This window comes from Luteibacter sp. P1_D3, assembly GCF_056406135.1.
This window is the reverse complement of the sequence record NZ_JBFUAT010000003.1, coordinates 29,247-54,483: the sequence shown is the minus strand read 5'-3', so window position 1 is coordinate 54,483 and position 25,237 is coordinate 29,247. Positions and strand designations below refer to the sequence as shown.

Genomic DNA, 25,237 nt, shown 5'->3' with positions numbered 1-25,237 from the left:
TTCAGACTCATCGCTGGCCGCGCCCGAGTCACCGGGCGCGGCCAACTCGATGCGTCGACGTACGGCGCCGCGCGACACTTCACGGCGCGCCACGTCGATGACGACGAAGTCCTCAGCGCGCCGCAGGTACCAGGGCAATGACGGTCCAACCCGGACGCGGCTCGAGCTCATGACGGCTCGAGGCGATACGCAGGTCGCCCTTCTCTTCCACGCCGAACAGCAGCACCGTGCGCGAGCCGTACTGCTCGATGAAGTGAGGCCAGTCGAAGGTTTCGGTCAGGCGCGTGGACTTGATCCGCCAGCCCTCGTGGAGCATCTCGACGAAACGGGCGTGGGTCATGTCATCGGCGAACAGCGCCGTCGCCAGCAGGCTGCCAGCAAGCGACGCGCGGCCATGACTCTCTTCCGGTGAAAGGTTGCGCAGGCGATACACCTTGTCGCGCCCGAACTCTTCGCGGTAATGCACGCAGGCCAGCGAATTGAGCTCGCGGTGCGTCGACATGGCCAGCAGGTTGCCGATACCCGCGAGGTCGAGGTTACGATCGGCGGCCTGTGAGTGCGGATTCCCGAAGAACGTTGTCAGACCCTCCATACGCGCGGTGCGGATGCCATTCCAGTCATCGTCGGCGACGACCACGCGCAGGCCATCGATCGCTGCGAGGGCACGGGCCACGTCGAGCGCCACCGTGTCGGAACCGTAGATCAGTACACCGCGTGGCTCCGGATCCGCGACCTTAAGCCAGCGTGCCAGCGGACGCGCCGTCRCACTCTGGAACACGACCGTACCGATGATCATCAGGAACACGAGCGGAACCATCCTGTCCGCGCCGGCCATGCCGATCTTCTCGAGCCGGATGGCAAAAAGCGCGGACACGGACGCTGCCACGATACCGCGCGGTGCGACCCAGGCGATCAGCGCACGCTCGCGCCAGGACAGTGCACTCCTGAAGCTCGACAACAGCACCGAAAGGGGCCGGATGAACAGCTGCGCGACGACGAAGATCAGGATGCCGGCAAGCAAGGCACCGTCGGGAAGCGGCCAGTCCAGTCGCGCCGCCAACAGGATGAACAAGGTTGACACCAGTAACGTCGTCAGGTGCTCCTTGAAGTCCATGATGTCGTCCATGTGCACGTCACGCATGTTGCCCAGCGCAATGCCCATCACGGTCACTGCCAGCAACCCGGACTCGTGGGCGACGGCGTTCGATGCACTGAAAGCGCCGAGCACGGCGGCCAGCGTGCCGTAGTTCTGCAGGTATTCCGGAATGATCTGCCGACGCAGCAGCCTGCCAAGCACGAAGGCGGCGATGCCGCCAACGATGACGCCACAGGCCACCGTGCCCAGGAATACCTGGATGGAATGCCCTTCGCGATGCGACACGATTCCTTCATAGACCAGCACCGCGAACAGCGCGCCGATCGGATCGATGACGATGCCTTCCCAGCGCAGCACGTTGGCGATGCGGGCGTTCGGCCGCACCGTGCGCAACATCGGCGCGATAACAGTGGGTCCCGTGACACACGTGAGCGCTCCAAAGAGAAAGGACAGGTCCCAGCTCAGCCCACCGATCCAGTGGGCGGCAGCGGCCAGCATCAACAAGGCCAGAACCGCGCCATAAGTCACCAAGCCGCGCACGGCCTGCCCGATGCCCTTCAGCTCGTGAAAGCGCAGCGTGAGGCTTCCCTCGAACAGGATCACCGCCACGGCCAGCGACACGATGGGAAAGAGAAGGTCACCCAGCACCTTGTCCGGGTGGAGCACCCCGGTCACCGGCCCGGCCACGATACCGGCCAGCAGGAGGAAAAGAATCGCCGGCAGCCGCACTCGCCAGGCGATCCATTGGCAGAGGAACCCGATGCCGAGCATCAGGGTCAGCAACATTCCAAGTTCGATACCCATGGTTTCCCTTGTCCCAAAAGAAAATCGGCCAACACCGTGAGGCGGGCCGAGAAAGGGACAGCTTAAGGATACTGAGGTGAAGAAAAGGCCGGGCCCCGGTGCTGGAGCGGGGGGAGGGAGGGGTATCCAGCACCGGAGCGGGGCGGGCAGCCCATTAGAGAACCGCCTGGTACAGAATTATCCGCTCGCCCCTGGTATTCGTCAACTACTCAGTACATGAAATAAGTATTAACTCTTTTGAGTCATCTTGGCCCGGGTATTGCTGTGTTCACCGGGTTGCGCAGGCAGGTCGATGTCAAAGGCGGGCGCACACGTCAGCGGCTCGATGCTCCCTTGACCATCGAACCGAAGCGGCTCCCAGTAGTGCGTCGCGTTGGTCTCGCTCGGATTGCCGTTGTCCCAGCGATCGGATTGATAGAGAAAGACCGGGCCACGCGGCCCCGGCAGCATCGCGACATCCGCTGGCTGGCCGCCGCAGGACGTATTGCTGATGGATACGCCGCGATGCTGTGTTTCGGATTCGCCCTGCGCCTGCTTGCCATGCCACGGCCCCAGTGGCGTCGTCGCGCGCAGGTAGGACGTCCCGGTGGTGCAATAGCCGCAGTTGGGATCGGAGAACGTCAGGTAATACGTCTCCCCGCGGCGAAACATCGAAGGGGCTTCGGTCGCCTTCAGGCCGACGCGTGCGTAGCGCCCGCTGCCGCTGAGATAGTCATCGTCAAGTTGTTCGATGACGATGTCGCCCTTCTGCCGCCAGTCCGTGTACGCGAGATACGCCTTGCCATCGCGATCGACGAAGACGTCGTGGTCGCCATGGTTGAGGCCAGGCGCCTGTCCGCGATTGATGGCGAGCTTCGGTAATGGGGCTTCCACGAACGGACCTGTTGGCGTCGCCGCGGTGAAGACGTGATAGCCGACCGCGACGTCGTAGCTGTTGATCCACAGAACGTATCGCTGCGTCCGCGTGTTGAAGACGACATGGGGACGGAAACACCCATACGTGGCTCCATTGCAACGCGCCTGCCAGACAGGTGTGGATGCGTCGAAGAGCGGTCCCTCCGCGTGCCAGTGTGCCAGGTCGGTAGATGAGTACGACACGAAACCGCAGAACGGTGACCTCTTGTCGTTCCACACGAAGCCACAACCGTAGCGCGTGCCGTAGAGAAAATAGCGATCGCCGAAGCGCTGGATCTGGCCATCATGCGCGTCGATGGGACGACCTTCGTCGTCTCTTCGCGCCACGCCCGACGAACCATTCTCGATGTGGATCGCCGACAGGCCGGCGCCACTGTCGCGCTGCCTCGCCATCGCAAGTCCCGGCATGGCCAGCAACAACGCAAGCGCGACGAGCAGGCATGAACGGAAGAAGGTGTGCGGCGTGTTCGCTGGCATGAGTCCGTGATGTTCCGACGGGAGAAGATCCGACCATAGCCCATCCGGTGACACCTGACCTTCTGCACATGTTCCGACCACCAGGCCGGCGCATGCTGGCCGCGCACCGCCTTGGGGGACTCATGGAATGATCGGATACTACGTCGAGCTGGCCTTTCACAGCCTAAGGCGCAACAAGGTACTTACCGCCTTGATGATCCTGGCGATCGCCGTCGGCATCGGCGCAAGCATGACGACGCTGACGATCATGCACCTGCTTTCGGGCGATCCCCTGCGTGGACGGAGCGGGCAGATCTTTTACCCGCAGCTCGACGCCAACCCCGATTCGAAGGGGCGACAGCCCTACGACATGCTGGACTATCAATCCGCAACCGACCTGTGGCATGCCCACCGTGCCGACCGCCAGGCCCTGGTCGTCAATAGCACCATCAAGCTTCAGGCTCCCGGAACACGCCTCCCTCCACTCATGCAGCCGATGCTGTCGACGACGGCGGATTTCTTTCCCATGTTCGCCGTGCCGTTCCGCTTCGGCCGGAGCTGGAGCGCCGAGGACGATGCAACGCACTCGCGTGTCGCCGTCATCTCCGCCGAGCTCAACGATCGCCTGTTCGCCGGTGAGAACAGTGTCGGCCGAACAGTGCGACTGAAGAACAGCGACGTACGCATCGTCGGCGTCCTTGCACCGTGGCGCCCTTCCCCGCTGTTCTACGACGTGCGTGGCGGTCGCTTTGCCAGCGGCGATACGGCGAGCTTCTATGGCAAGCCGGAAGGTGTCATCACCCCGTTCTCTACGGCGCTGGAAATCAACGACGGCAACTTCCAGCCGTTCACTTGCTGGACCGTTCCTAGTACACCGGGGCACCTGCAAAACGCGTCGTGCGTGTGGATCGCGCTCTGGGTGCAACTGGGCGACGCCGCCAAGGTCGCGGCGTACCGACACTTCCTCGATGGGTATGTCGCCCAGCAGCACGCACTCGGCCGGATCACGCGTACGGATAACACGCGGATGCGCAGCCTGACCGAATGGCTCGATTTCAACGGCGTCGTCCCCAGTGACGTAAAACTGCAGACGTCGCTTGCGTTCGCCTTCCTCGCCATCTGCCTGTGCAATGTCGTCGGCTTGCTGCTGGCGAAGTTTCTCCGTCGCGGCGGCGAGATCGGCTTGCGCCGTGCGATGGGCGCCACGCGGCGTGCGGTGTTCATGCAATGTCTGGTCGAAGCGGGCGTGATCGGCGTGCTTGGCGGGATAGGCGGTTTGCTCCTTACCGTGCTCGGGCTCTGGCTGGTGCGTCGACAGCCATTGCCGTACGCCGACTTCGTCCACCTCGACGTATCGATGTTCCTGGTGACGTTCCTGATTTCCGTGGGAGCGAGCCTGCTCGCGGGCCTTCTGCCCGCCGCGCGTGCAAGCCTCGTCGAACCCGCCCTGCAGCTGAAGGTGCTTTGACATGGGTAGCCTGCAGATCCAGCCCGTCCTCGCCGCGTTACGCCGGCACCGGATCGCGACGATCGTCATCGCACTGGAGATCGCACTCGCGTGCGCCGTGCTCTGCAACGCGTGCTTTCTGATCGCGGGGCGCGTGCAGGCCATGCACGTGCAGAGCGGCGTCGATGAACATGCGCTGGGCACGATCAAGATCGAAGGCTTCGAGGCGTCGCAAGCGAACGACCTCAACGCACGCGTGATGGCCGCCTTGCATGCGGTGCCAGGCGTGCAATCGGTCAGTTCGATTGGCGCGGTGCCTTTCGGCGAACCGGGTGTTATTGCCGGGGTGACGCTCGATGCGGCCGGACAGCGGTTTGGTGGCGTCGTCGACTTCTATCTTGCGGGGCCCGGTGCTGCCAAGGCGATGGGCGTCCGCCTGGTCGCCGGACGGCTACCGGCGCCGGACGACTTCATGCCGGTGACGCAGATCATGCCGAAGGAAGCGCCGATCCTGACCACGCGCGTCCTCGCCGAGCACTTCTGGCCGGGCGAGAACCCGCTCAACAAGACGCTATGGAGCATGGATACCCACTTCCGGGTGATCGGCATCGTCGATCATCTGTCGATCCCCCAGCCGGGTGCGGGTGAGGAAAAGGACGCCGACTGGTCCATCCTCGTGCCGGCCATGCCGGGCCCGCAGTTCGCCGGGAAGTATCTGCTGCGTGCCAGCCCAGAGGATCTTCCTCGCGTCATGCGCGACGCGCGAATGGCCGTCCTGAAGACGGCCCCGGATGCCGTCCTCGACCTAGAGCAGAGCCGGACCATCGACGAGTTGCGGGAGACGTTCTTCCTCAGCGACCGCGTGATGACGGGACTGCTGGTCGCGGTCATCGTCGCCTTGCTCGGGACCACGGCACTGGGCATCGTCGGTCTGGCCAGTTTCTGGGTGGCACAACGGCGTCGGCAGATTGGTGTGCGGCGTGCGTTGGGGGCAACGCGCGGGGACATCCTGCGTTACTTCCAGATCGAGAACTTTCTTATCGTCACGATCGGCATCGTCGCGGGGATGATCCTCGCGTATGCGATCAACCTGATGCTGATGACGATCTACGAGTTGCCGCGGCTGCCCGTCGGGTACCTGCCGATCGGTGCGGTCGTCCTGTGGGTACTTGGCCAGCTGGCCGTGTTGGCGCCGGCGTTGCGTGCGGCGGCGGTACCACCGGTGGCGGCGATCCGATCCTTGTAGCGATCAGAACCGCCGGTAGTGCAGCGCCTCGGCCAAGTGGTGCTGCTCGACACAGCCAGCCCCACCTTCGAGATCGGCGATGGTGCGCGCGACACGCAGGACACGATGGTAAGCACGCGCCGAGGCACCAAGCTTCTCGACCGCCGCTTCCAGCCACTCGCGCTCGGCCTGCGGTAGCGCACAGTCGCGCTCGAGGTTCACGACGCTCAGCTCGGCGTTCGGCTGGCCAGCGCGAAGCAAGGCCTTCTCGCGTGCGTTGATCACGCGACGGCGGACGGTGGCGCTGTCGTCGTCATGCGGACCGCGAGGCGCGGTGAGGTGGGTGATCGGCACGCGGGGAACGTCGACACAGAGGTCGATGCGATCCAGCAGCGGACCGGAAATACGTGCGCGGTAGCGCTGCACCTGGTCCGGCGTACATCGACAGTCGTGGGTGGGATCGCCGGCATAACCACACGGACAGGGATTCATCGCGGCAACCAGCTGGAACTCCGCCGGGAAGGTGGACTGCCTCGCGGCGCGGGAGATCACGATCTGGCCCGACTCGAGCGGCTCGCGCAGCACTTCCAGCACGTGACGGCTGAACTCGGGGAGCTCGTCGAGGAAGAGCACACCGTTATGCGCCAGCGAGATTTCGCCCGGACGCGGTGTCGACCCGCCGCCTACCAGGGCCACGCCCGACGCGGTGTGGTGCGGCGCTCGGAAAGGTCGGCGGCGCCAGCAAGCCGGATCGATAGCCTCACTGGAAAGCGAGCGGATAGCGCAGCTCTCCAGCGCCTCGGATTCGGTCATCGGCGGCAGGATGCCCGRCAGGCGCTCGGCGAGCATGGTCTTGCCGGTGCCGGGCGGACCGATCATCAGCAGGTGATGCCCGCCCGCTGCGGCGATTTCCAGAACACGGCGCGCCTGATACTGGCCGCGCACATCGCGCATGTCCGGGCCACAGGTGGGCAGGTCGTAGAAATCGGTCGCCGAGGCCGGCGCGCTGAGGCTGCCGTGACCACCCAACCAGGCGCATACCTCGGCCAGGCTGTCGGCAAGCAGGACATCGGCTTCGCCGACGAGGGCGGCTTCGGCCGCGTTGGCACGCGGCACGACGATGCGCCGACCGGCCCGGCGCGCGCGGATCAGGGCGGGAAGAATGCCGGGGACGGCCCGCAGTTCGCCCGACAGGGCCAGCTCGCCGAGGAATTCGCAGTCATCGAGTCGTTCGCGTGGCACCTGCGAGCCGGCGGCCAGGATGCCCAGGGCGATGGCGAGGTCGAACCGGCCACCGTCCTTCGGCAGCTCGGCGGGTGCCAGGTTCACGGTGACCCGGCGGTTCGGGTATTCGAAGGCAGTGTTCTGGATGGCGACGCGGACACGATCACGTGCTTCGCGTACCGCCGAATCAGGCAGCCCAACGATGGAGGTGGAAGGCAGTCCGCCGGACAGATGCACCTCGACGACGACCTGCGGCGCGGTGACACCTTCCTGCGCCCGCGAGAGAGTGACGGCGAGGCTCATGACAGTCGATATCGTAACCGGTTACGCATCCCAGTCGGTGGCGAACTACCGTGATCCTGTAGGGATCGGGCTCGCATACGCACTCCTTGCGTCGACTGGGAAAATAACCGCCCCCGACCGCTCTCGGGGTGAGGGTGACGGATCGGGGGCGGTCCCGGGACGGTCGGCCGTCCTTATTGGCCAGGAGCCGCAGCGCTGACTTCCAGGTCGGCGAGGCGCTTTTCCAAAACTTCGAGCCGTTCGCGCGTCCGCGCTAGAACCTGGCTCTGAACATCGAATTCTTCTCGAGTTACGAGATCGAGGCGGCGTAGTCCCTGCGCCAGAATATCTTTGAAGTTGGCGTGCATATCCTCACGCGCTTGCGCCAACCCTGGCGGAACCAACGATGCCAACCGCTGTGCGAGTTGATCGATACCCTGCACATCCATCTTGCGCACCCCGATGTCGTGAATGAAGTTTAGGTGATTGGTTTGTAAGCGCTATAGGCCTACGCCTACACGTAGTGTAGGGTTTTTCCTACAAACGCCCCAGAAGACGCCCCGGGACCCGGATGGCACAATGGCCGTCCGCGCGCCGGCAAGCGGCTGCGCCCTAGGAGTGATACATGAAGCTGGTGGTCGCCATCATCAAGCCTTTCAAGCTGGACGACGTCCGTGAGGCCCTCGCCGAGGTGGGCGTTCAGGGCGTCACGGTCACCGAAGTGAAGGGCTTTGGCCGGCAGAAGGGCCATACGGAGCTCTATCGGGGTGCCGAGTACGTGGTCGACTTCCTGCCGAAGATCAAGCTGGAAGTGGCTGTGGCCGACGATCAGATCGAGCGCGTCGTCGAGGCCATCCAGGCGGCGGCCCGCACGGGCAAGATCGGCGACGGCAAGATCTTCGTCAGCTCGCTCGAGCAAGTGGTGCGCATCCGCACCGGCGAACTGGACAACGACGCCCTCTGAGCGAGGGCGCCGTGGGGCTCAGGCCGCCTGGGCCAGCCGCTTGTGGCGGCGGTGATGAAACAGCACACCCGCGTAGTAGGCCATGTAATAGCCGAGGGTCAGGCCGATCACGAGCATGGTCAGCGGGCTGTTGCCCGGCGCCGGGGTATGGGCCGGTACGGCGGCGGCGCCGTCGTTGAACATCGGCGCCAGCACCAGGAAGCGCCAGGCCATGCGGCCTAGCAGCAACGCTGTCAGCGCGGCACCGATCCAGGGATTGGGCACGTAGAAGTCGGCGCCTTCGGCGTTCGACTCGAATCGGGTGAGGCGCAGACCGACCATGGCCAGCGCGGCGCCGACGATCAGGCCGCCCAGTGCGCCTTCAGCCAGACGAATGTCCTGCAGACCCGAGGTGAGCGTCAGGCAGGCGAAGAGCGCGAAGAGGCCGACGCGGATGCTCATCCGCTTCGTGCGGATCGGCTGGCGGCCGAAGCTGCCGCGGACACGGCGATAGACGGCGAAGGCCATCAGCGGAGCGACGATGAACGGGACGGCGGTTGGAGCCAGCATGGCGTAGGTCTCGGTGGGTTGCGGTGTGAGGCTAGGTTAGTTTCCGAGACGGGGCGGTTCGAGGGCGGGTTGTTAGGCGTTGGGGGTGACTGGTGTCACCCCCTGGGAGTCGGGCCTTCGGGCGCTTGGCTTCACCGCTTCGTTGGCTTTTCGCCGATGAATCGGCTCCCACATGTCCTTATCGCCGATGATCGGCTCCCACATTCCCCTGTTTACTTGGCTTTGCCCTGGTTGGCGACGGCGGCCATCTTGGCCTCGATCTCGGCCTGGTCGCCCAGGTAGTAATGCTTGACCGGCTTCATGTCGGCGTCGAATTCGTACACCAGCGGGATGCCGTTGGGGATGTTGAGCTCGGCGATGTCGTCGTCCGAGATGCCGTCGAAGTACTTCACCAGCGCGCGCATCGAATTGCCGTGGGCGGCCATGAGCACGTTATGGCCGGCGCGGATGGCCGGGGCCAGCACGTCGTGCCAGTAGGGCAACACGCGGGCGACGGTGTCCTTGAGGCATTCGGTCAGCGGGACGTCGATGCCCTTGTAACGGTCGTCCTCGGCGAACGAGGTCGTGCCCGCTTCGAGGGCCGGCGGCGGGGTATCGTAGCTGCGACGCCAGACATGCACCTGTTCGTTGCCGTACTTGGCGGCCGTCTCGGCCTTGTTGAGGCCGGTCAGGGCGCCGTAATGGCGCTCGTTGAGGCGCCAGTCGGTGACGACCGGGACCCACATCAGGTCCATTTCGTCCTGTACGTGCCACAGGGTGCGCACGGCACGCTTAAGGTAAGAGGTGTGGGCCAGGTTGAAGGTGAAGCCGGCCTCCTTGAGCAGGCGGCCGGCCTCGCGGGCTTCGGCCACGCCCTGCTCGCTGAGGTCGACATCGGCCCAGCCACTGAAGCGGTTTTCGAGGTTCCAGGCCGACTGGCCGTGGCGGATCATGACGAGCTTGTACATGGCGTCCAACGATGCGGAGGAAAAACCCATGGTGAAACCTGACCCCGGGGCAGTCAACTTGGCGATTCAGGTCGGCCGTGCCATCAGTCACGCTAAACCTTGCGGCTCGCGGGTGCATCCTAGGAGTCCTAGTCCATCCGTGGAGCAGCACACCATGCGTCGTACCCTGATCTCGCTTCTCATCGCCCTTTCCGTCTCCGGCGCCGCCCTGGCCGACGACGACATCAGCAAGGTCAACGGCACCGCCCAGGTCGAGGCCGGCCAGCATGCGGGCGACGTCCATTCGGTCAACGGCTCGGTCCGCATCGGCGACAACGCCGTGGTGCAGAAGGCCAGTACGGTCAACGGCGCCGTCGAACTCGGCAAGAGCGCCACCGCCACCGTCGTCAAGACCGTCAACGGCGGCGTCACCCTGCACGGCAACGCGCGCGTCGCGGACGAGGTGGAAACGGTGAACGGCCGTGTCGTGCTGGAGCGCGGTGCGGACGTTAAGGGCCAGCTCTCCAACGTCAATGGCGAGATCTCACTGGACGGCGCGCATGTCGGCGGTGGCATCGAGACGACCAACGCGGATGTCACCATCGGCGAAGGCTCGAAGGTCGAAGGCGGCTTGCTGGTGAAGAAGCCCAACAACTGGTTCCACGGCAACGACCGCAACCCGAAGATCGTGATCGGTCCTCATGCCGTGGTGCAGGGCAACCTCACCTTCGAGCGCGACGTGGATCTTTACGTGAGCGATTCGGCGACGGTCGGCAAGATCCAGGGCGCGACACCGAAGAAATTCTCGGGTAACGCTCCGTAAGTCGCCGCGCCCGGTAGGAGCCGATTCATCGGCGATCCCGCGCCAGCGGGCCAGGGTGCCGCTAGCACCCAATCGCCGATGAATCGGCTCCTACACGGTAGCGGCGGTCAGACCCAGTCGCGGGGTTTGAGGTATTCGGCGAGACGCGCCTCGGGGCTGTCCGCTTCGGGCGTGAAGCCGTATTCGAAGCGGACGCGTGGGGGCAGGCTCATCAGGATCGATTCGGTGCGTCCGCCCGATTGCAGGCCGAAAAGCGTGCCGCGGTCGTAGACGAGGTTGAACTCCACGTAGCGCCCGCGCCGATAGAGCTGGAACTCACGCTCCCGCTCGCCGTACGGCGTATCGCGACGGCGCTCGACGATCGGAAGATACGCGTCGAGGAAACCCTTGCCCACGTCGCGCATGAAGTTCATGCAGCGGTCGAAGCCGCCTTCGTTCTGGTCGTCGTAGAAGAGGCCGCCGACGCCGCGCGTTTCACCGCGGTGCTTGAGATAGAAATACTCGTCGCACCAGCGCTTGTAGCGATCGTAGACATCGTCGCCATACGGTTCGCACAGATCCCGGGCGACGGTGTGCCAGTGGCGCACGTCTTCGTCGAACGGATAGTAAGGCGTGAGATCGAAACCGCCGCCGAACCACCAGACCGGTTCGACACCGTCCTTCGATGCTTCGAAGTAACGCACGTTCGCGTGCGTGGTCGGGATATACGGGTTGCGAGGATGCAACACCAGCGACACGCCGGTGGCGACGAAGCTGCCGCCGACCAGGTCGGGACGGTGCGCCGTGGCGCTGGGCGGTAGCGGTGAACCCGATACCCGGGAGAAATTGACCCCCGCCTGTTCGAAGACGCCGCCCTCGCGCAGCACACGCGTACGACCACCGCCTCCCGCCGGCCGCGTCCAGGCGTCTTCCTCGAACGTCGCCTTGCCATCGATCGCTTCGACGGCGGCACAGATATGATCCTGCAGGCCGCGCAGGAACGACTCGGCAAGGTTGGCTTGTTCGGACATGCGGACGGGCATCCTTTCGGGGGCGATGGTGCAAAGCTTAGCAAGACGCCCCGGGCTGGCCGCTGCGGCACGCCGCCGCGCGCCGCTGACGCTCAGGAAATGCGGGATGCCATGCGGTGATTGCCGATCAAGGCGGCCCAGCGCATGCCCGTGTCGATCCACATCAGGTAGCCCGCCTCCATCAGCATGCGCGACACGTAACGGCGATCGAGCGACAAATGCGCTTCGGCGCCGATCGGTGAGGCATCGAAGCCCAGTCGGCGGGCCAGGTACATGCAACGGGCCAGGTGATAACGACTGGTGACCAGGCTGACGGCAGGAAGGTCGCTTCCCTCGCTCGGGCGCAACAGCTCGCGGGCATGGCGCAGGTTCTCGAGCGAGTCGATGGACAGCTGCTCGAGCAGCAGGGGCACCTCRTCCGGCCAGCCTTCGGCGACGAGCCAGCGGCGCCCCGCCTCCGCTTCGCTGACGGTCCCTCCGCTGAAACCCCCAAGAAGGAGCGCCCGGTCGGCACGGCCAGACCGGGCGTTGTCCCGGGCACAGGTAAGCCGGCTGATGAAGTCGCCTTCAGGGCGATCGGCGACAAGCCGCCTGCCGAAGACCAGCAGGGTGCCCCGACGGGGCGACATCGCCGGACTGTGCCGCGCCAGTCGCCACACGCGCACGGCATGCGCGACATAGACAAGGCCGAGGCTGCCGACGAACACGATCGCCGTCACCAGGGCGGCGAGCAGGATGTCGCGATCGCTGAGGTACCGCCAGACGCCTCGACGCAGGGGTTTGAGCAAGCCGGACATAAGAAAGGGGCCCCGGGAAGACCCGCAGTCTGTGCCATCCGCTCGCGGGCGCGCAATCGGCTGAACCGCCCCATGGCGTTCACGAGACGCTACCAGGCAAAAAGGATAGGCTCGCGCGTATGCCCCATCCCATGCCTCCGCTTTCCATTCGCGCGTATACCGCCACCTCCGCCCTCGGCCGCGGGCTCGATGCCCACGCCAACGCCTTGCTCGCCTCGCGTGGCGGTCTTGAACCCAACGACTTCAGTTCGGCGCCACTCGACTGCTGGATCGGCCGCGTTGGGGGTCTGGAAGAGGAACCCCTGCCGCCCGAACTGGCCGAATGGGAATGCCGCAACAACCGGCTGGCCTGGCTGGCCCTGCGCCAGGATGGATTCATCGACGCCGTTCGCGACGCGCGGGAACGGTATGGCGCATCGCGGGTGGCGGTGCTGCTGGGCACCTCCACCTCGAGCATCGGCGCCACCGAGGAAGGCTACCGGCGACTCGACCACGGTCGCATGCCGGCGGACCTCCATCGCCGTGTCCTGCATACGCCACACTCCCTGGCCGGCTTCGTCGCTACCGCGTTCGATCTCGAAGGCCCCTGCCTCACCGTCGCCACGGCCTGTTCGTCGAGCGCGAAAGTCTTCGGCAATGCCGAACGCATGATCCGCCTCGGCCTGATCGATGCTGCCGTGGTCGGTGGTACGGACACGCTGTGCGACAGCGTGTTGTTCGGCTTCAACTCGCTCGAACTGGTGTCCGGCGAACCCTGCCGCCCGTTCGACGCGAACCGTGGCGGCATCTCGATCGGTGAAGCCGCCGGCTTCGCCTTGCTCGAACGCGTGACGGAGGACACCACCGGACCGCTGCTGATCGGATACGGCGAAGCCAGCGACGCACACCACATGTCCACGCCGCATCCGGAGGGCCGGGGTGCGGAGATCGCGCTGCGCGATGCGCTCGCTCGCGCCGGCATCGACGCTGGCGATGTGGACTACATCAACCTGCATGGAACGGCGAGCCAGAAGAACGACGAGGTCGAAGCCGCCCTCGTCGCGCGCAGCTTCCCGGCAACGACACGCGCCAGTTCGACGAAGGGCTTTACCGGCCATACGCTCGGCGCTGCCGGCATCCTCGAAGCGGCGATCACCCTGCTCGCCATGCGCGACGGACGCATTCCAGGCAACCTCGGCGCGACCACACCGGACCCGTTGTGCGGACCACAGATGGCCTGGACCGCCGAGCAGCGTGAGGTGCGCATCGCCCTGAGCAACTCGTTCGGCTTCGGCGGCAACAACGCCTGTCTCGCGTTCGCCCAGGTAGGGGCGCCCGCATGAGCGCCGCACTCCGTGTCTGGATAAAGGGGATCGGTCTGTGGGCGCCCGGCGCGGCCAACTGGGACGCCTTCTGCGCCATCGTGGGCGGTCGCGAAGCTCCGGGCACCGAGGCCCGCCCCATGGCCGAGGTGCTTCCGCCGAACGAGCGACGGCGTGCGCCGGAGAGCGTGTTGCTGGCTGCCGCGGCCGCTGGCGAGGCCGTGCGGATGAGCGGACGCGATGCCGCCACCCTGCCCTGCGTCTTCGCCTCCGCGCATGGCGACCAGACCATCACCGATTACATGTGCGCCACGCTCGCTGGAACACCCACCGAGCTTTCCCCGACGAAATTCCATAACTCCGTGCATAACGCGCCCGTCGGTTACTGGACGATCGCGACGCACTGTCACGCTAGCTCGAGTGCCGTGTCCGGCGGCGAAACGAGCTTCGGTGCCGGTTTGCTCGAAGCGGCGACGCTCGCCGTCGCCGACGACCACGACGTGCTGCTCGCCAGCTACGACATCGCCGGTGCAGGCCCGTTGGGTGAGATGACCGCGACCACGGGGCCGTTCGCTGTCGCCCTCGTGCTCTCGCCTCACGCGGACGCCGGGGCCATACGCCTCGACATCACACCGTCGCCGGGCAACAGCGGCAACTCGCCTACCGGGAACGCCTGGCTGGATGGGGTTGCCACCAGCAATCCCTCTGCCCAGGCGATTCCCCTGGCTCACGCCCTCGCAATGGCGCGTTCCACGGCCCTGCGCGTGGCCGCTGCGCGCGAGCTCGACATCCACGTGGATGTAGAGGTCGCCTCATGAACGCGAGTACCGAACGCTGCTGCATCCTGATTCCCTGCCTCAACGAGGAAGGTGCCATCGGGCGCGTGGTCGGCGAAGCCCTCGCGCTCGGCCTTCCGGTCATCGTCGTCGATGATGGCTCGGACGACCGCACACCCGAGATCGTCGGCGCGCTGCCGGTCACCCTGCTTCGCCATGCGACGCGTCGGGGCAAGGGTGAAGCGCTGCGCACCGGCTTCCGCGAAGTGCTCCGCCAGGGCTTCGACGCGGTCGTGACGATGGACGGCGACGGCCAGCATCTGGCCTCCGACATTCCCGCCATCGTCTCCGCGAGCCGGCAGTATCCCGGAAGTATCGTCATCGGTGCACGCATCCTCGACCGCCACCAGCAACCGCCCGGTCGCCGCCGCGCCAACGCCGTCGCTGACTGGGGCATCTCGTGCGCCTGCGCGCAACCGATCGCCGACACACAGAGCGGCCAACGCCTTTATCCGCGCGCCGTGCTCGACCTGGTCGACATCCCCGCCGAGCACTTCGTTTTCGAGGCCGCCCTGCTGATCACCGCCTGCCGCGAACGCGGTACGCGCGTGGTCTCCGTGCCGATCGCATCGCGGTACGAAGGCGATTTCAGGGTGAGTCATTTCAACCCCGTACGCGATGTCACCCGGATCACGGTCTACACCGTCGGCCGGGTCTTCCATTACGGCAACTTCCTGGCGAGCTATCGACGCTCACGTTCGGCACCGACCATCGTCGGCGCCACCGAATCGAGTGAGCCACGCACCGCACACTGACACCGAGGTGGAACATGGATCGTAAACCGCACGACGCCATCATTCTGGGGGGAGGCCTTGCCGGACTCTCGCTCGCCATGCAACTGAAGGGCGAATACCCGGACATGGACATCCTGGTCCTCGAGCGGCAGGCGCGCCCGCTGCCCGAGGCCGCACACAAGGTCGGCGAATCGACCGTGGAAATCGCGGCGCATTACTTCGCCGACACGCTCGGCCTTCGCGACCATCTCGAGAGCTCGCACATCCGCAAGTTCGGCTTCCGGTTCTTCTTCTCCGAAGGGAAGGACGATCTCGCCGACGTGACCGAGCTCGGTGTCAGCGCCGTGTTACCGACGCCGAGCTACCAGATCGATCGCGGGATCCTCGAGAACTATCTTGGCGACGAAGCGCGTCGTCGCGGCATCGATTTTCGCGATGGCGTGACCGTCAAGGGTTTCGATATCGGCGCCGGCGAAGAGGTCCATACCGTCCGTGCCACCACGGCCGATGGCGACGCGAACGTTTTCCATGCGAGATGGTTGCTCGATGCCTCCGGTCGCGYCGGCATGATCCGACGCAAGTTCGACTTCACGCGGGACAACGGTCATCACGCCAACGCCGTCTGGTTCCGCATCGACGATCGGCTGGAGATCGACGGCTGGTGCGACGACGCGGAATGGAAGGAACGTTGCCATCCACCCGAACGCTGGCGGTCGACCAATCACCTCTGCGGCCCCGGCTACTGGGTGTGGCTGATACCCCTGTCGTCGGGCGCCCACTCGGTGGGTATCGTCGCCGACGCGGCGATGCACCCGATCGAAAAGATGAAGACCTTCGATCTTGCCGTACAGTGGCTGGAGGAGCATCAGCCCCTCGTCGCCCGCCAGGTGATCAAGCGTCGCGACAAGCTGCTGGATTTTGCCTTCTTCCGCCATTTCTCCTACAGCTGCTCGCGCATGTTCTCGTCCGATCGCTGGGCGCTGACTGGCGAAGCGGGCGCCTTCCTCGACCCCTTCTATTCTCCCGGCAGCGATTTCATCGCCATCGCCAACACCTACATCACGCTGCTGATCGGACACGATCGCCGTGGCGAGAATGTGGCCCCGCACGCGCGTCTTTACGAACGGCTGTTCTTCTCGTTCTACGAGGGGACGCTGAAGATGTACCGCGGCCAGTACAACCTCTTTGGCGACGCCGAAGTCCTGCCGATCAAGGTCATCTGGGACTACGCGTACTACTGGGGTGTGCTCTGCCAGATCGTGTTCCAGAAGCGGCTCGGCGATAGCGCGTTCATCTCACGGATGAGCGACGAACTCCTCGCCGCCACGGATCTGAATACGAAGGTGCAGGCCTTCTTCCAGCCCTGGCACGACGTGTCGGATGGACGTAACCGCAAAGTCATGCTCGACCAGCGCGACCTGGCCTGGTTTGCCGACATGAACAGCACGCTGCACGATGCACTGGACGACGAGACCCTGGCGGAAAGGCTGCGCGACAACGTCCGGATGATGCGCCTGCTGGCGGCGAGCATCGTTGAGCGCGCGGTGGACGATCATCCGTCGCTGCGCGAGGTGGCGGGCGATCTGCTCGACGTGGAAGGCGAACGCACCGAATTGTTCGCCCGGGTCGCCTGAGTCGCGGGTTCTGAGACGCCCCCCGGGCAGACTGCTCTGGTCGGCCCGGCGGGAGCGGTCAGGCTCCTCATCAGTCCCCTTTCGCAAGCCCCGCCGGGCCGGCGGCTTCTGTGCGACGCGTTACGTGCGAGGCATTACTGGCTGGCGGTAGCGCACACGGGGGCGTACTTATGATCGCCGTCGTAGCGATGCTTTCGGATCAACGTGTACCAACTGCGATCGGCTTCTGGAATGACGGCGTCAATTCTGGCCTCCGCCTCCTCAAGCTTCGCCGTGCCTGCCGACGCCGAGGGCCCGACGACCGCCGCGTCACGCTCCTTCAGGATGACCTTAATCTGTTCGATGGCAGCGACGGTCGCATCTTTGTGGCCCGCTTCGCTGTTTCGTTCCTTCTGCTCCATCGTGCCATAGAACTTGTCGCATACCGCCTGGGAGGAGGCCGGCACTTCGGCAGTCGCGGATACATCGGGAGCCAGCCCGTCAAGGCGACTACTGGCTGCGATGGCGCTACTGGATACGGTAGCGGCGACCATCCCGGTCGTGACCAGATACAAAACGATCCTGTTCATTGCATTTCTCCTGAAATGAAAGCGTTGCGTCCTTGTACCTGCCGGAGTATTCGTCGCACCTACGGTGTAAGCAATATATCTTTGGTTGTAGGCGAAGGATGGATGACCGCGGCGCGTCCAGACGCAATCTCTTTGTCGTTGTGCGCTACGCGAAACAGATATTGCGCTCCGTTAGCGTCCGCGATCAGGCACTCGGCGTAGACGTCGAGCACCCCATCCAGTTCATCGATGCGTTGCACGGCGAGCTTCACACCACGCAGGCTCACCAGCATGCCTGGCCGTGGCTCCGTCGCGCCCTGCTCACGCGCGCGCAGGGCGCCATGCACGGCCATGGCCTGGGCGCCATACTCGGCAAGATGCACGGCGTGCAATCCCTGCTCGCCGCGCAACGGATGCGTGGCGAGCACGTGACCGTGGCTCATCGCGTGAATCGTCGTGTCATCCCAGGCAATCACGCCGTCGAGCAGGCACATGTCGCCCGCGTGTGGAATGAGGTCGATGAAGTCAGTCTTGGCGAGCATGGGGTGCCATGAGGATCGAGAGACAGAAATGAAAGGCGACGCCGAGCGCAACGGTCAGGCCGATCGCGCGGAGCACGGGAATCGACGACCACGCGAGCATGCCGAACACCAGCAACGCGGAGATCACGCAGACCACCGTGGCATGCAGGGTACGCCGTTGTTCGGCCGGGTCGTCCGTGTCGCGCTCGAAGAACAGCGCGTAGTGCAGGCCGAGGCCAGCGGCAAGAATCAGCGCCACAAGATGAAAGAGGGACACCGGAATACCGGCCAGGCGCTCAACGGCGAGGACAAGGAAGGTCGCCAGTGTCATCGGCGCCAGGACGTGCCATGCGCGTCGCAGGCTGCGCAGGGCCAGCGTGATGGTAACGAGTAGCAGCACGGCGGCAGCCAGCACGGCGTGCAGGATCCGCGTGCGGTACTCGGCGACCAGGGACTCGGACGATGCCTTGAGATCGAGCAGGCGCGCCTCGACACCGACAGCGGCGACGGCGCGGTCGATGGCAGCGGCATCGTGTACTCCGCTCAGTGTCGACAAGCCGACCCAATGATCGCCGCGCCGAGCCAGCATCGCGGCGAGACGCTGGCCGAGCGGCGAGCGTGCGAAGACGTCCGGCGTGAGCAGGGGCGCCGTGCGTGCCGTCTCGACATCGTCAAGAAAAGGCACGAACAGGTCCTTGCGAAACGGCATGCCCTGCAACGCGCGATCGAGCGCAGCGTCCAACGCAGGACGGTCCGGCAGGCGCGCCTGCCTGGCGCGTTGTGTCGCCAGATCCGGCAGGTAAATCGAGGGCAGCTCGAAACCGTCGAGCGCTTTCTTCGCAACGAGATCACGCATCACCGGCTCGAGCCGTGTCGACGCACTGAGCACGCCGTCGGCAGTCGGCGCCTGCACGATGAGCAGGTAGCGTACATCCGGTGCGCCCAGCTCCCCACGTAGCCGCGCATCCGTCATGAGAAGATCGCGCGGCAGCGGTGTCAGTGCCGATAGATCGTTCTGCCAGAACGGGCCCGGCGCGAAGGCGAGCATGGCGACGATGGCCGCGACGACAGGCAGTGGCAACCAGCGCGGCCGGGGCAAGGCGTCAAGCCAGCGACGGAAATGCCCGAGGCCCGGCGTGTCGGCGACATCGCGCGCCTGCGTCGGCAGGAGATAGGGCAGCACATAACGCGTGCTGAAACCCGCGGCGAGCAGGCCGGCGATAGTGAACACGGCCAATTGCTTCAGGCCTCCGACGCCCGAGGCGTAGAACGCGAGATAGGCGATACAGGCCGAGGCGATCGCCGTGAGCAACAGCGGCCACAGGCCACGCACGCTCGCGACGGCGGACTCCCCCGCGCGACGATGACTCAGCAGACGAATCGGATATTCCTGCGCCACGCCGAGCAGGGTGAAGCCGAAGGCCAGCGTGATGCCATGCACCTGCGGAAAGAAAAGCAGCATCGCCGCTACGCCGGCGAGCGCACCGGTAGCGACCGGAAGTGCACCGAACAGCAGGCTGGCGACGCTTCGATACGCCGCGAGCATCAGGATGACGAAGCCGATCGTCGAGATGCCCCCGATCCAGTCGGCTTCATGGCGGGTCTGTGCATTCACGGTCACGGTGAAGTAACCGGGCCCGCTCAGCGTGAGGTGTGCACCCGCGCTATGCGGCAGGGCCGCGAACGCGGCGCGAAGCCGATCGATGGCCTCGCCCTGCGCGCCGGGATCGAAGCCGGCGCCGCGCGTTTGCGCCAGCAGCAAGGCTTCGCCTCGCGAGGAGAACCAGACGCCGTCGCGCACGTCCGGTGAGTGCGCCGGCGTCCAGCGGTCGGCGAGCTTCAGCACTTCGAGCGTGGGATCGCGTGGCAGCAGACCCTTGAGCAAGCCGGCCGCCGGTGAGCCAAGGTCGTCGAGGCGCTGCTGCAACTGATCGGCCAGGAAGGTCTCGTCCATGGCCGTGTCATCGAGCGTCGGGGAGAGCAGGTAGCGATAGGGTAGGAGGCGCGCATCGAGCATGCCCATGTCGAAGTCGCCGTTCACCACCTGGGTAAAGGCGACATCCTTGCGCAGGGCGGCAGCAAGGCCGCGACTCAGGGCGGCCTTGTCGGCTTCGTCGCCATCGTCGATAGCGACCAGGAGCAGACGCGAGCCGGGACCCTCGCCCACCTGATCCATCAGCAGCTGTTGATCCGGCGTGGTCGGCGCAGGCATGAAGCTGCGCAGGTCGGTGCTGATCCGTAGATGCGTGACCGCGAGCCAGCCCAGCAAGGCAAGGGCGCCCAGCCAGACGATGAGGATGCCGACGCGGGCTTTCGTCACATCGCGCCGCCGCACTGCGCGATGAGACCTTCGCGCGTGGGCGCATCGGGCATCGCCGCGGCGAGGTCGCCGAGCAGATCGAACGACGTGTCGCCGTCACCTTCATCCATGCGCAGGCAACGCGGTTGGTTGCCCCGGCCATAAACATGGATGGTCGCGATCTGTTTCGCGATGGCCGCATCGCGCGGAGTCAGCGTGAGCTGCCAGCGATCCGCGTCGCGACCGAGCACGACGTTGAACGAGTCACCCAGGCGCGTGGGATCGCCGGCCAGGAGGGCGACGAAGCTGTCCAGCAGGACCTTCAACTGCGGAGCGCGTTTGAGCGAAAAGCTGCGCGGCTTCTTCCCTTCCCGCTCCTGGGTCACCTCGCCATCGGCGATCGTCGAGGTCTCCCTGGTCGGCTTATCGACGCGACGCTGGAGGCGATCGCCACCGAGCCAGGCCAGTTCGCCGGAAACGATCAGGGGCTTGTCGAGTACTCGCATGAAACGCGCTTCGGCGAACGGTGTGCGCGCAGGAGCCGGACGATTGAGGCTGGCGATCAATGCCTTCGCGTCGTCGTGCTCAGGCGTCTGGGTGGCCAGACAGGTGAGCGGCAGCAGTGCCATCAGGCACGTCAGCATGGCCAGCTTCTTGCCAGAAGTCATAGAAATTGAACCAGTTGAAGGGATAGACGCGCGCGTAATGCTCCAGACGGGCGGCGTAACGCCCGATCACGGCGTCGAGTTCCGGTTTGCGGTTCGCACGCGGAATATCGATACCGTCGGAGAACGCTTCGAAGATCAGCTTGTAGCGGTTGCCACCGAGGTAGATGCCCATGCACAGCACGACGGGAATCTTCAGCGCCGACGCCAGCAGCCACGGGCCCGCGGGGAATGGGGCGGGCGTACCCAGGAACGAGACCATGCGCATGGCCTCGTTCTGGTGGCCGCGATCCGCCAGCAAGGCGACCATGGCGCCCTGCGCCGCGCTTTCGGCCATGGCCAGTGCCACCGAGGTTCCGCCATGGGCCGCATCGATCACAGCCGCACCGACATCAGGGGCCAAAGCCTCGAGCATGGCGGTCAGCGCGGGCGTTTTCTGTTTGTCGAGCACGACGCGCAAGGGCACGTCGGGACGCCGGCCACTGAGCGCGCGAAGCGCCTCGAAGCTGCCCTGGTGAGAACCGATCAGGAGGACACCCTGGCGTGCGTCGAGATGGCGATCGAGGATAGCCAGCCCTTCGACATCGACCACGAAGTCGCGTTCGCCACGCGCGAGGAAGAACAGGCGATCCAGCAGGGTCGCCGCGAACATGTGGATGAGATGGAACACATCCCACGACGTGACCGGACGATTCAGGACACGCGCCAGGTAGCGGCGCGACGAGGCCCGCTCCTCTGCACGGCGCAGGAAGAAATAAAAGGCGATTGGGTAAAGCAGCAGTCTCGCTACGGGCCGCCCGAGCCGCAGGGCGATCGTCCGGATCACCCAGATCGCGAACATGCCGCCGCCTTCGCGCTGCTTCCAGTGGCTCATTCGGCGGCTTCCAGTGTTCCGCGCAGCACGGTGTCGGCATGGCGGCGAACGGTGAAGCGGTAACGGCCTTCAGCGAACTCGACCAGTTCCAGCTCGGCATTCTCGTCGGGCAGCAGCGGCGCAAGAAATTTCGCGTCGATCACCTGCTGCACGCGTCTACCACGCCATTCACGCAATGCCTCGGCGGCCTGCTCGATCAGCAACACCCCGGCGACGATCGGCCGGCCGGGAAAGTGACCGGCAAAGCTCGGGTGCGCGGCATCGAAACGCAGCGGGCGGACGTAGCGAGCAAGGTCGTCGGTGTCGGTCAACGGCAGGCTCCGGGCCTCGGGCAGGAACGGCGGTGCGACAGGCGTGGCCCCGGCGTCTGCGCGAAGCAGAACACGCCGTGGGCAAGTGTCACCTGAACGAGGGTCAGGCGGCCGCGCGATGCTGTTCGATGTGCTCGGAGAGTGACCGAAGGTTGGTGAAAATGGTGCGGTTGTCCGGATTGTCGGACTTCAGCTGGAAGCCATAGCGCTTGGACACGGCCAGCGCGATCTCGAGGGCGTCGATCGAGTCCAGTCCCAGGTCGCTGCCGAACAGGGGCGCCTCGGGATCGATGTCAGCCGGCTTCACCGCCTCGAGATTAAGGCTCGTGACGATCAGCTCTGCCAGTTCTTTCTGTGCTTCGGTTTGCGTTGCCATGTAGTCGTTCCAGGTCCTGGATTTACCTGCCTCCCCCCGGATGGCAGCAGCCGCGGAGCTTATCACAGGGCCTTCTCACCACCCTTGCGCGCTATGGCTCTGCGTTCAGCGTCGTGAAGCCGTCGTCACCCACACGCCACGCAGACAACCGAACGATATGATGGCCATGACATTGGCTTTCGGAATGGCGATGCCCCCAGGCAGTGAATTGCGCGAGCGCTCGCCGCTCATCGCTCCCCCCGCACCGACCGTGACCTACCGGGTCAGCGCGGGCGCACCATCCACAGGCACCCTGGCCGCGTTCGGCTTCGGCCGCAACGCCGACTATCACGACGACCCGCGTTGGCTGCGTGTTGCCCTGGAGCCGCTGGGTCCGGGCTTCGACGAAGTCTGGGAAGTCGACGCCGAGGTGACGTTTGGACGCGACGGCGACCTACGCTGGTCGCGAGGCGGTGGCTGGCTGTTCGCCGCGGTGGAATGCCGGGAGGGCGATCACGGCGGCACGGAGGCAGCGGCGGATTACGCCTACGGCCTGCTTTCGCGCTTCGTTGCGGACAGCGAAGAACGGCATGTGCAGCGCATCTGGAATTATCTGGATGCCATCAACGACGGCAGCGGGGACGATGAACGCTACAAGCACTTCTGCACGGGACGCATCAGCGGCATGGGCGACGTCTTCGCCCAGGGGTTTCCGGCGGCCACGGCCATCGGGCATCACGGCGATCCCGGCCTGTTGCAAGTGTACCTACTCGCCACGGACCGGCCCGGAACGCGGGTAGAGAACCCACGCCAGATCAGCGCGTGGCGCTACCCGCGCCAGTACGGCCGTACGCCGCCGAGTTTTGCTCGTGCGACCCTGCTTCCCGCCGACGACGTCCTGGCGATTTCGGGGACGGCCGCGGTCGTTGGCCACGCCTCGGCCCATGCCGGGGATATCGCCGCGCAGCTCGGAGAAACCTTGCGCAACCTCGACACGTTGCTCGCGGCCGGCGGCCTGCCGCCGGGGTTCGATCGTCTGGCGCCGCTGAAGGTCTACGTGCGACACCCCCGGGACGAGCCTTTGATCCGCGCATTCGCCGCACGGCATCTGCGGGAGGCTCCCCTGCTCCTCGTGCACGGCGATATCTGCCGCGCGGAGCTGCTCGTGGAAATCGACGGCTGGCGTTACCGGACCTGATCGGGCCCAGCGTGCGTCGTCATCGAGAAGGCCTGATCAGGCCTTCTTCGTTGGCCGCTGCCAGCCGTCTATCACGGTCTGCCGAGCACGCGAGAGGGTCAACGCGTCCGCCGGCGCATCCTTGGTGATCACCGATCCGGCGCCGATCGTCGCGCCTTCGTGCAAGGTGACCGGCGCGACCAACGCACTGTTCGAACCGACGAACACGCCATCGCCGATGGTCGTGCGACTCTTGTTCACGCCGTCGTAGTTGCAGGTGATCGTGCCAGCGCCGATGTTCACCTTGCGGCCGATCACCGTGTCGCCGAGATAGCTGAGATGGTTGGCCTTCGAGCCTTCGGCGATCACCGCGTTCTTCGTCTCGACGAAGTTACCGATGTGCACACCGGCCGCGAGATCGGTGCCCGGACGCAGCCGCGCGAACGGTCCGATCGTGCAGGGGCCGTGCGTCACGACGCCATCGAGATCGCAATGCGCGAGGACAACGGTGCCGGCCGCGAGGGTCGCGTTGCGGATCCGCGTGAAAGGACCGACGCGCACGTCGTCGCCCAACACCACGTCGCCTTCGAGAATGACATTGACGTCGATCTCGACATCACGACCGGTGGTGATCTTGCCGCGCACGTCGAGTCGTGCGGGATCAGCGAGGCGTACACCTGCCAACGCGAGCTCCCGCGCCATACGCTCCCGGCAGAGGGCTTCGAGGCCGGCGAGCTGCCAGGGATCGTTCGCTCCCGACGCTTCCACCGGGTCGCAGTCGACGCAGGCCGCTGGCGTACCCTCGGTCGAGGCCATCTCGAAGACATCGGTGAGGTAGTACTCGCCCTGGGCGTTGCCGTTGCCCAGCCGCTGCGTCCACGCAAGCAGGCGTGTGGCATCGCCGGCAACAATGCCTGTATTGACGAGGTCGATCGCGCGTTGCGCGGCGCTCGCATCCTTCTCCTCGACGATGTGGCGGACATTCCCCGCCGCATCGAGAACGACCCGCCCGTAGCCGCGCGGATCCGCGAGCCGCGTGGCGAGCATGGCCAGGCCTGCGCCCGTCTGGGCGAGCGCCGCCAGCGTTTCGCCGCGAATCAGGGGCACGTCGCCGTAGAGGATGAGCACGCGCCCTTCCAGCTTGCCGGCCGACTGCAAGGCTTCAAGGGCGGTGCGCACGGCATGGCCCGTCCCGAGGCGCTCGCGTTGCTCGATCCAGCCCAACGAGGTGTCGGCGGCATAGGCGGCACGCACCTGTTCGCCGTTGTGGCCATAGACCACGTGAACGCCCGTGGGTCCCAGGGAACGCGCCGCGTCGATCACGTGGGAAAGCAGCGGCCGCCCGGCCAATGGCATGAGTACCTTGGCGGACGCGGACTTCATCCGCTTGCCTTCGCCCGCAGCGAGGATCAGGACATGGAGCGGCGTCGCGGTCATAGGCTCTTGCCTGACGTTAAGGAGAGG

General features: G+C 65.5%; 25 protein-coding genes. 9 read left to right on the top strand and 16 right to left on the bottom strand.

The window, feature by feature from the left end; all coding sequences use genetic code 11:
- Nucleotides 1–112 precede the first annotated feature (112 nt).
- Together AC1DYM_RS03715 and AC1DYM_RS03710 are read right to left on the bottom strand one after the other, a co-directional pair.
- Nucleotides 113–1,900 (bottom strand): cation:proton antiporter, encoded by a 1,788-nt coding sequence (locus tag AC1DYM_RS03715; protein ID WP_477336058.1) that lies wholly within the window; start codon nucleotides 1,898–1,900, stop codon nucleotides 113–115.
- 228 nt (nucleotides 1,901–2,128) lie between these two features.
- Nucleotides 2,129–3,292: a family 43 glycosylhydrolase gene (locus AC1DYM_RS03710; protein ID WP_477336056.1), complete on the bottom strand. Its 1,164-nt coding sequence runs from the start codon at nucleotides 3,290–3,292 to the stop codon at nucleotides 2,129–2,131.
- Between the two features lie 127 nt (nucleotides 3,293–3,419).
- Here AC1DYM_RS03710 and AC1DYM_RS03705 point away from each other — a divergent pair, with 127 nt between their 5' ends.
- Both AC1DYM_RS03705 and AC1DYM_RS03700 read left to right on the top strand, forming a co-directional pair.
- Nucleotides 3,420–4,739, top strand: coding sequence for an ABC transporter permease (locus tag AC1DYM_RS03705; RefSeq protein ID WP_477336054.1), 1,320 nt, complete (start codon nucleotides 3,420–3,422; stop codon nucleotides 4,737–4,739).
- Between the two features lie 10 nt (nucleotides 4,740–4,749).
- On the top strand, nucleotides 4,750–5,964 hold the full coding sequence (locus AC1DYM_RS03700) for an ABC transporter permease (protein ID WP_477336247.1): 1,215 nt from the start codon (nucleotides 4,750–4,752) through the stop codon (nucleotides 5,962–5,964).
- A 3-nt stretch (nucleotides 5,965–5,967) separates the two neighbouring features.
- On the opposite strand, the gene AC1DYM_RS03695 is transcribed toward AC1DYM_RS03700, so the two are convergent.
- Nucleotides 5,968–7,470, bottom strand: coding sequence for a YifB family Mg chelatase-like AAA ATPase (locus tag AC1DYM_RS03695; RefSeq protein WP_477336052.1), 1,503 nt, complete (start codon nucleotides 7,468–7,470; stop codon nucleotides 5,968–5,970).
- A gap of 173 nt (nucleotides 7,471–7,643) precedes the next feature.
- Nucleotides 7,644–7,898: an accessory factor UbiK family protein gene (locus tag AC1DYM_RS03690; RefSeq protein WP_046981909.1), complete on the bottom strand. Its 255-nt coding sequence runs from the start codon at nucleotides 7,896–7,898 to the stop codon at nucleotides 7,644–7,646.
- Between the two features lie 176 nt (nucleotides 7,899–8,074).
- Here AC1DYM_RS03690 and glnK point away from each other — a divergent pair, with 176 nt between their 5' ends.
- Nucleotides 8,075–8,413: a P-II family nitrogen regulator gene (glnK, locus tag AC1DYM_RS03685; protein WP_046981907.1), complete on the top strand. Its 339-nt coding sequence runs from the start codon at nucleotides 8,075–8,077 to the stop codon at nucleotides 8,411–8,413.
- 18 nt (nucleotides 8,414–8,431) lie between these two features.
- Here the strand turns inward: glnK and AC1DYM_RS03680 are convergent, their stop codons facing one another.
- Both AC1DYM_RS03680 and gpmA read right to left on the bottom strand, forming a co-directional pair.
- Nucleotides 8,432–8,962 (bottom strand): CcdC protein domain-containing protein, encoded by a 531-nt coding sequence (locus tag AC1DYM_RS03680; protein ID WP_477336050.1) that lies wholly within the window; start codon nucleotides 8,960–8,962, stop codon nucleotides 8,432–8,434.
- 212 nt (nucleotides 8,963–9,174) lie between these two features.
- A complete protein-coding gene (gene gpmA, locus AC1DYM_RS03675) occupies nucleotides 9,175–9,909 on the bottom strand; it encodes a 2,3-diphosphoglycerate-dependent phosphoglycerate mutase (protein ID WP_477336245.1) in 735 nt (244 codons plus the stop codon).
- A 154-nt stretch (nucleotides 9,910–10,063) separates the two neighbouring features.
- On the opposite strand from gpmA, the gene AC1DYM_RS03670 reads away from it, so the two are divergent.
- Complete coding sequence (locus AC1DYM_RS03670) at nucleotides 10,064–10,711, top strand: DUF4097 family beta strand repeat-containing protein (protein WP_477336048.1); 648 nt, start codon at nucleotides 10,064–10,066, stop codon at nucleotides 10,709–10,711.
- Between the two features lie 107 nt (nucleotides 10,712–10,818).
- Here AC1DYM_RS03670 and hemF read toward each other — a convergent pair whose 3' ends face one another.
- A complete protein-coding gene (gene hemF / locus AC1DYM_RS03665; protein ID WP_477336046.1) occupies nucleotides 10,819–11,721 on the bottom strand; it encodes an oxygen-dependent coproporphyrinogen oxidase in 903 nt (300 codons plus the stop codon).
- A gap of 92 nt (nucleotides 11,722–11,813) precedes the next feature.
- Nucleotides 11,814–12,518, bottom strand: a complete 705-nt coding sequence (locus AC1DYM_RS03660) for a YdcF family protein (protein WP_477336044.1) — start codon at nucleotides 12,516–12,518, stop codon at nucleotides 11,814–11,816.
- Nucleotides 12,519–12,637: 119 nt separating this feature from the next.
- Here AC1DYM_RS03660 and AC1DYM_RS03655 point away from each other — a divergent pair, with 119 nt between their 5' ends.
- From AC1DYM_RS03655 to AC1DYM_RS03640, 4 genes are read left to right on the top strand one after another with little or no spacing between them, the layout of a single operon-like run.
- A complete protein-coding gene (locus AC1DYM_RS03655; RefSeq protein ID WP_477336042.1) occupies nucleotides 12,638–13,840 on the top strand; it encodes a beta-ketoacyl-[acyl-carrier-protein] synthase family protein in 1,203 nt (400 codons plus the stop codon).
- Nucleotides 13,837–14,637 carry a beta-ketoacyl synthase chain length factor gene (locus tag AC1DYM_RS03650; protein WP_477336040.1) on the top strand — a complete coding sequence of 267 codons (801 nt, stop codon included), beginning with the start codon at nucleotides 13,837–13,839 and terminating at the stop codon, nucleotides 14,635–14,637. Before AC1DYM_RS03655 ends, AC1DYM_RS03650 begins: the two co-directional genes overlap by 4 nt.
- Nucleotides 14,634–15,410 (top strand): glycosyltransferase family 2 protein, encoded by a 777-nt coding sequence (locus AC1DYM_RS03645; protein ID WP_477336038.1) that lies wholly within the window; start codon nucleotides 14,634–14,636, stop codon nucleotides 15,408–15,410. Before AC1DYM_RS03650 ends, AC1DYM_RS03645 begins: the two co-directional genes overlap by 4 nt.
- 14 nt (nucleotides 15,411–15,424) lie before the next feature.
- Nucleotides 15,425–17,023, top strand: coding sequence for an NAD(P)/FAD-dependent oxidoreductase (locus AC1DYM_RS03640; RefSeq protein ID WP_477336036.1), 1,599 nt, complete (start codon nucleotides 15,425–15,427; stop codon nucleotides 17,021–17,023).
- Nucleotides 17,024–17,157: 134 nt separating this feature from the next.
- Here the strand turns inward: AC1DYM_RS03640 and AC1DYM_RS03635 are convergent, their stop codons facing one another.
- The 7 genes from AC1DYM_RS03635 to AC1DYM_RS03605 all read right to left on the bottom strand — a co-directional run bounded on the left by AC1DYM_RS03635 (nucleotide 17,158) and on the right by AC1DYM_RS03605 (nucleotide 22,617).
- Nucleotides 17,158–17,592 (bottom strand): hypothetical protein, encoded by a 435-nt coding sequence (locus AC1DYM_RS03635; RefSeq protein WP_477336034.1) that lies wholly within the window; start codon nucleotides 17,590–17,592, stop codon nucleotides 17,158–17,160.
- A gap of 59 nt (nucleotides 17,593–17,651) precedes the next feature.
- Nucleotides 17,652–18,113: a hotdog family protein gene (locus tag AC1DYM_RS03630; protein ID WP_477336032.1), complete on the bottom strand. Its 462-nt coding sequence runs from the start codon at nucleotides 18,111–18,113 to the stop codon at nucleotides 17,652–17,654.
- Entirely contained in the window at nucleotides 18,097–20,412 is a 2,316-nt protein-coding gene (locus AC1DYM_RS03625) for an MMPL family transporter (protein ID WP_477336030.1), read from the bottom strand. The genes AC1DYM_RS03630 and AC1DYM_RS03625 overlap by 17 nt, the downstream gene beginning before the upstream one ends.
- Nucleotides 20,409–21,035, bottom strand: a complete 627-nt coding sequence (locus AC1DYM_RS03620; RefSeq protein WP_477336028.1) for a LolA-related protein — start codon at nucleotides 21,033–21,035, stop codon at nucleotides 20,409–20,411. The genes AC1DYM_RS03625 and AC1DYM_RS03620 overlap by 4 nt, the downstream gene beginning before the upstream one ends.
- The gene (locus AC1DYM_RS03615) at nucleotides 20,977–21,930 is read right to left on the bottom strand and encodes an LpxL/LpxP family acyltransferase (RefSeq protein WP_477336026.1); all 954 of its coding nucleotides are present in this window, start codon (nucleotides 21,928–21,930) and stop codon (nucleotides 20,977–20,979) included. Before AC1DYM_RS03615 ends, AC1DYM_RS03620 begins: the two co-directional genes overlap by 59 nt.
- Nucleotides 21,927–22,241 (bottom strand): ApeI family dehydratase, encoded by a 315-nt coding sequence (locus AC1DYM_RS03610; RefSeq protein WP_477336024.1) that lies wholly within the window; start codon nucleotides 22,239–22,241, stop codon nucleotides 21,927–21,929. The genes AC1DYM_RS03615 and AC1DYM_RS03610 overlap by 4 nt, the downstream gene beginning before the upstream one ends.
- Before the next feature lie 103 nt (nucleotides 22,242–22,344).
- Nucleotides 22,345–22,617 carry a phosphopantetheine-binding protein gene (locus tag AC1DYM_RS03605; protein ID WP_046966959.1) on the bottom strand — a complete coding sequence of 91 codons (273 nt, stop codon included), beginning with the start codon at nucleotides 22,615–22,617 and terminating at the stop codon, nucleotides 22,345–22,347.
- A 190-nt stretch (nucleotides 22,618–22,807) separates the two neighbouring features.
- On the opposite strand from AC1DYM_RS03605, the gene AC1DYM_RS03600 reads away from it, so the two are divergent.
- Entirely contained in the window at nucleotides 22,808–23,794 is a 987-nt protein-coding gene (locus AC1DYM_RS03600; protein WP_477336022.1) for a chorismate transformation FkbO/Hyg5 family protein, read from the top strand.
- Between the two features lie 36 nt (nucleotides 23,795–23,830).
- Here AC1DYM_RS03600 and glmU read toward each other — a convergent pair whose 3' ends face one another.
- Nucleotides 23,831–25,210: a bifunctional UDP-N-acetylglucosamine diphosphorylase/glucosamine-1-phosphate N-acetyltransferase GlmU gene (gene glmU / locus AC1DYM_RS03595; protein ID WP_477336020.1), complete on the bottom strand. Its 1,380-nt coding sequence runs from the start codon at nucleotides 25,208–25,210 to the stop codon at nucleotides 23,831–23,833.
- Nucleotides 25,211–25,237 lie beyond the last annotated feature (27 nt).

Bases quoted from the DNA above. Each gene is read 5' to 3' on its own strand.
- AC1DYM_RS03680 (WP_477336050.1), bottom strand. From the start codon at position 8,962: ATGCTGGCTCCAACCGCCGTCCCGTTCATCGTCGCTCCGCTGATGGCC.
- AC1DYM_RS03615 (WP_477336026.1), bottom strand. From the start codon at position 21,930: ATGAGCCACTGGAAGCAGCGCGAAGGCGGCGGCATGTTCGCGATCTGG.
- gpmA (WP_477336245.1), bottom strand. From the start codon at position 9,909: ATGTACAAGCTCGTCATGATCCGCCACGGCCAGTCGGCCTGGAACCTC.
- AC1DYM_RS03710 (WP_477336056.1), bottom strand. From the start codon at position 3,292: ATGCCAGCGAACACGCCGCACACCTTCTTCCGTTCATGCCTGCTCGTC.
- AC1DYM_RS03620 (WP_477336028.1), bottom strand. From the start codon at position 21,035: ATGCTGACGTGCCTGATGGCACTGCTGCCGCTCACCTGTCTGGCCACC.
- AC1DYM_RS03690 (WP_046981909.1), bottom strand. From the start codon at position 7,898: ATGGATGTGCAGGGTATCGATCAACTCGCACAGCGGTTGGCATCGTTG.
- hemF (WP_477336046.1), bottom strand. From the start codon at position 11,721: ATGTCCGAACAAGCCAACCTTGCCGAGTCGTTCCTGCGCGGCCTGCAG.
- AC1DYM_RS03635 (WP_477336034.1), bottom strand. From the start codon at position 17,592: ATGAACAGGATCGTTTTGTATCTGGTCACGACCGGGATGGTCGCCGCT.
- AC1DYM_RS03670 (WP_477336048.1), top strand. From the start codon at position 10,064: ATGCGTCGTACCCTGATCTCGCTTCTCATCGCCCTTTCCGTCTCCGGC.
- AC1DYM_RS03650 (WP_477336040.1), top strand. From the start codon at position 13,837: ATGAGCGCCGCACTCCGTGTCTGGATAAAGGGGATCGGTCTGTGGGCG.
- AC1DYM_RS03705 (WP_477336054.1), top strand. From the start codon at position 3,420: ATGATCGGATACTACGTCGAGCTGGCCTTTCACAGCCTAAGGCGCAAC.
- glnK (WP_046981907.1), top strand. From the start codon at position 8,075: ATGAAGCTGGTGGTCGCCATCATCAAGCCTTTCAAGCTGGACGACGTC.
- AC1DYM_RS03630 (WP_477336032.1), bottom strand. From the start codon at position 18,113: ATGCTCGCCAAGACTGACTTCATCGACCTCATTCCACACGCGGGCGAC.
- AC1DYM_RS03600 (WP_477336022.1), top strand. From the start codon at position 22,808: ATGCCCCCAGGCAGTGAATTGCGCGAGCGCTCGCCGCTCATCGCTCCC.
- glmU (WP_477336020.1), bottom strand. From the start codon at position 25,210: ATGACCGCGACGCCGCTCCATGTCCTGATCCTCGCTGCGGGCGAAGGC.
- AC1DYM_RS03655 (WP_477336042.1), top strand. From the start codon at position 12,638: ATGCCCCATCCCATGCCTCCGCTTTCCATTCGCGCGTATACCGCCACC.
- AC1DYM_RS03605 (WP_046966959.1), bottom strand. From the start codon at position 22,617: ATGGCAACGCAAACCGAAGCACAGAAAGAACTGGCAGAGCTGATCGTC.
- AC1DYM_RS03645 (WP_477336038.1), top strand. From the start codon at position 14,634: ATGAACGCGAGTACCGAACGCTGCTGCATCCTGATTCCCTGCCTCAAC.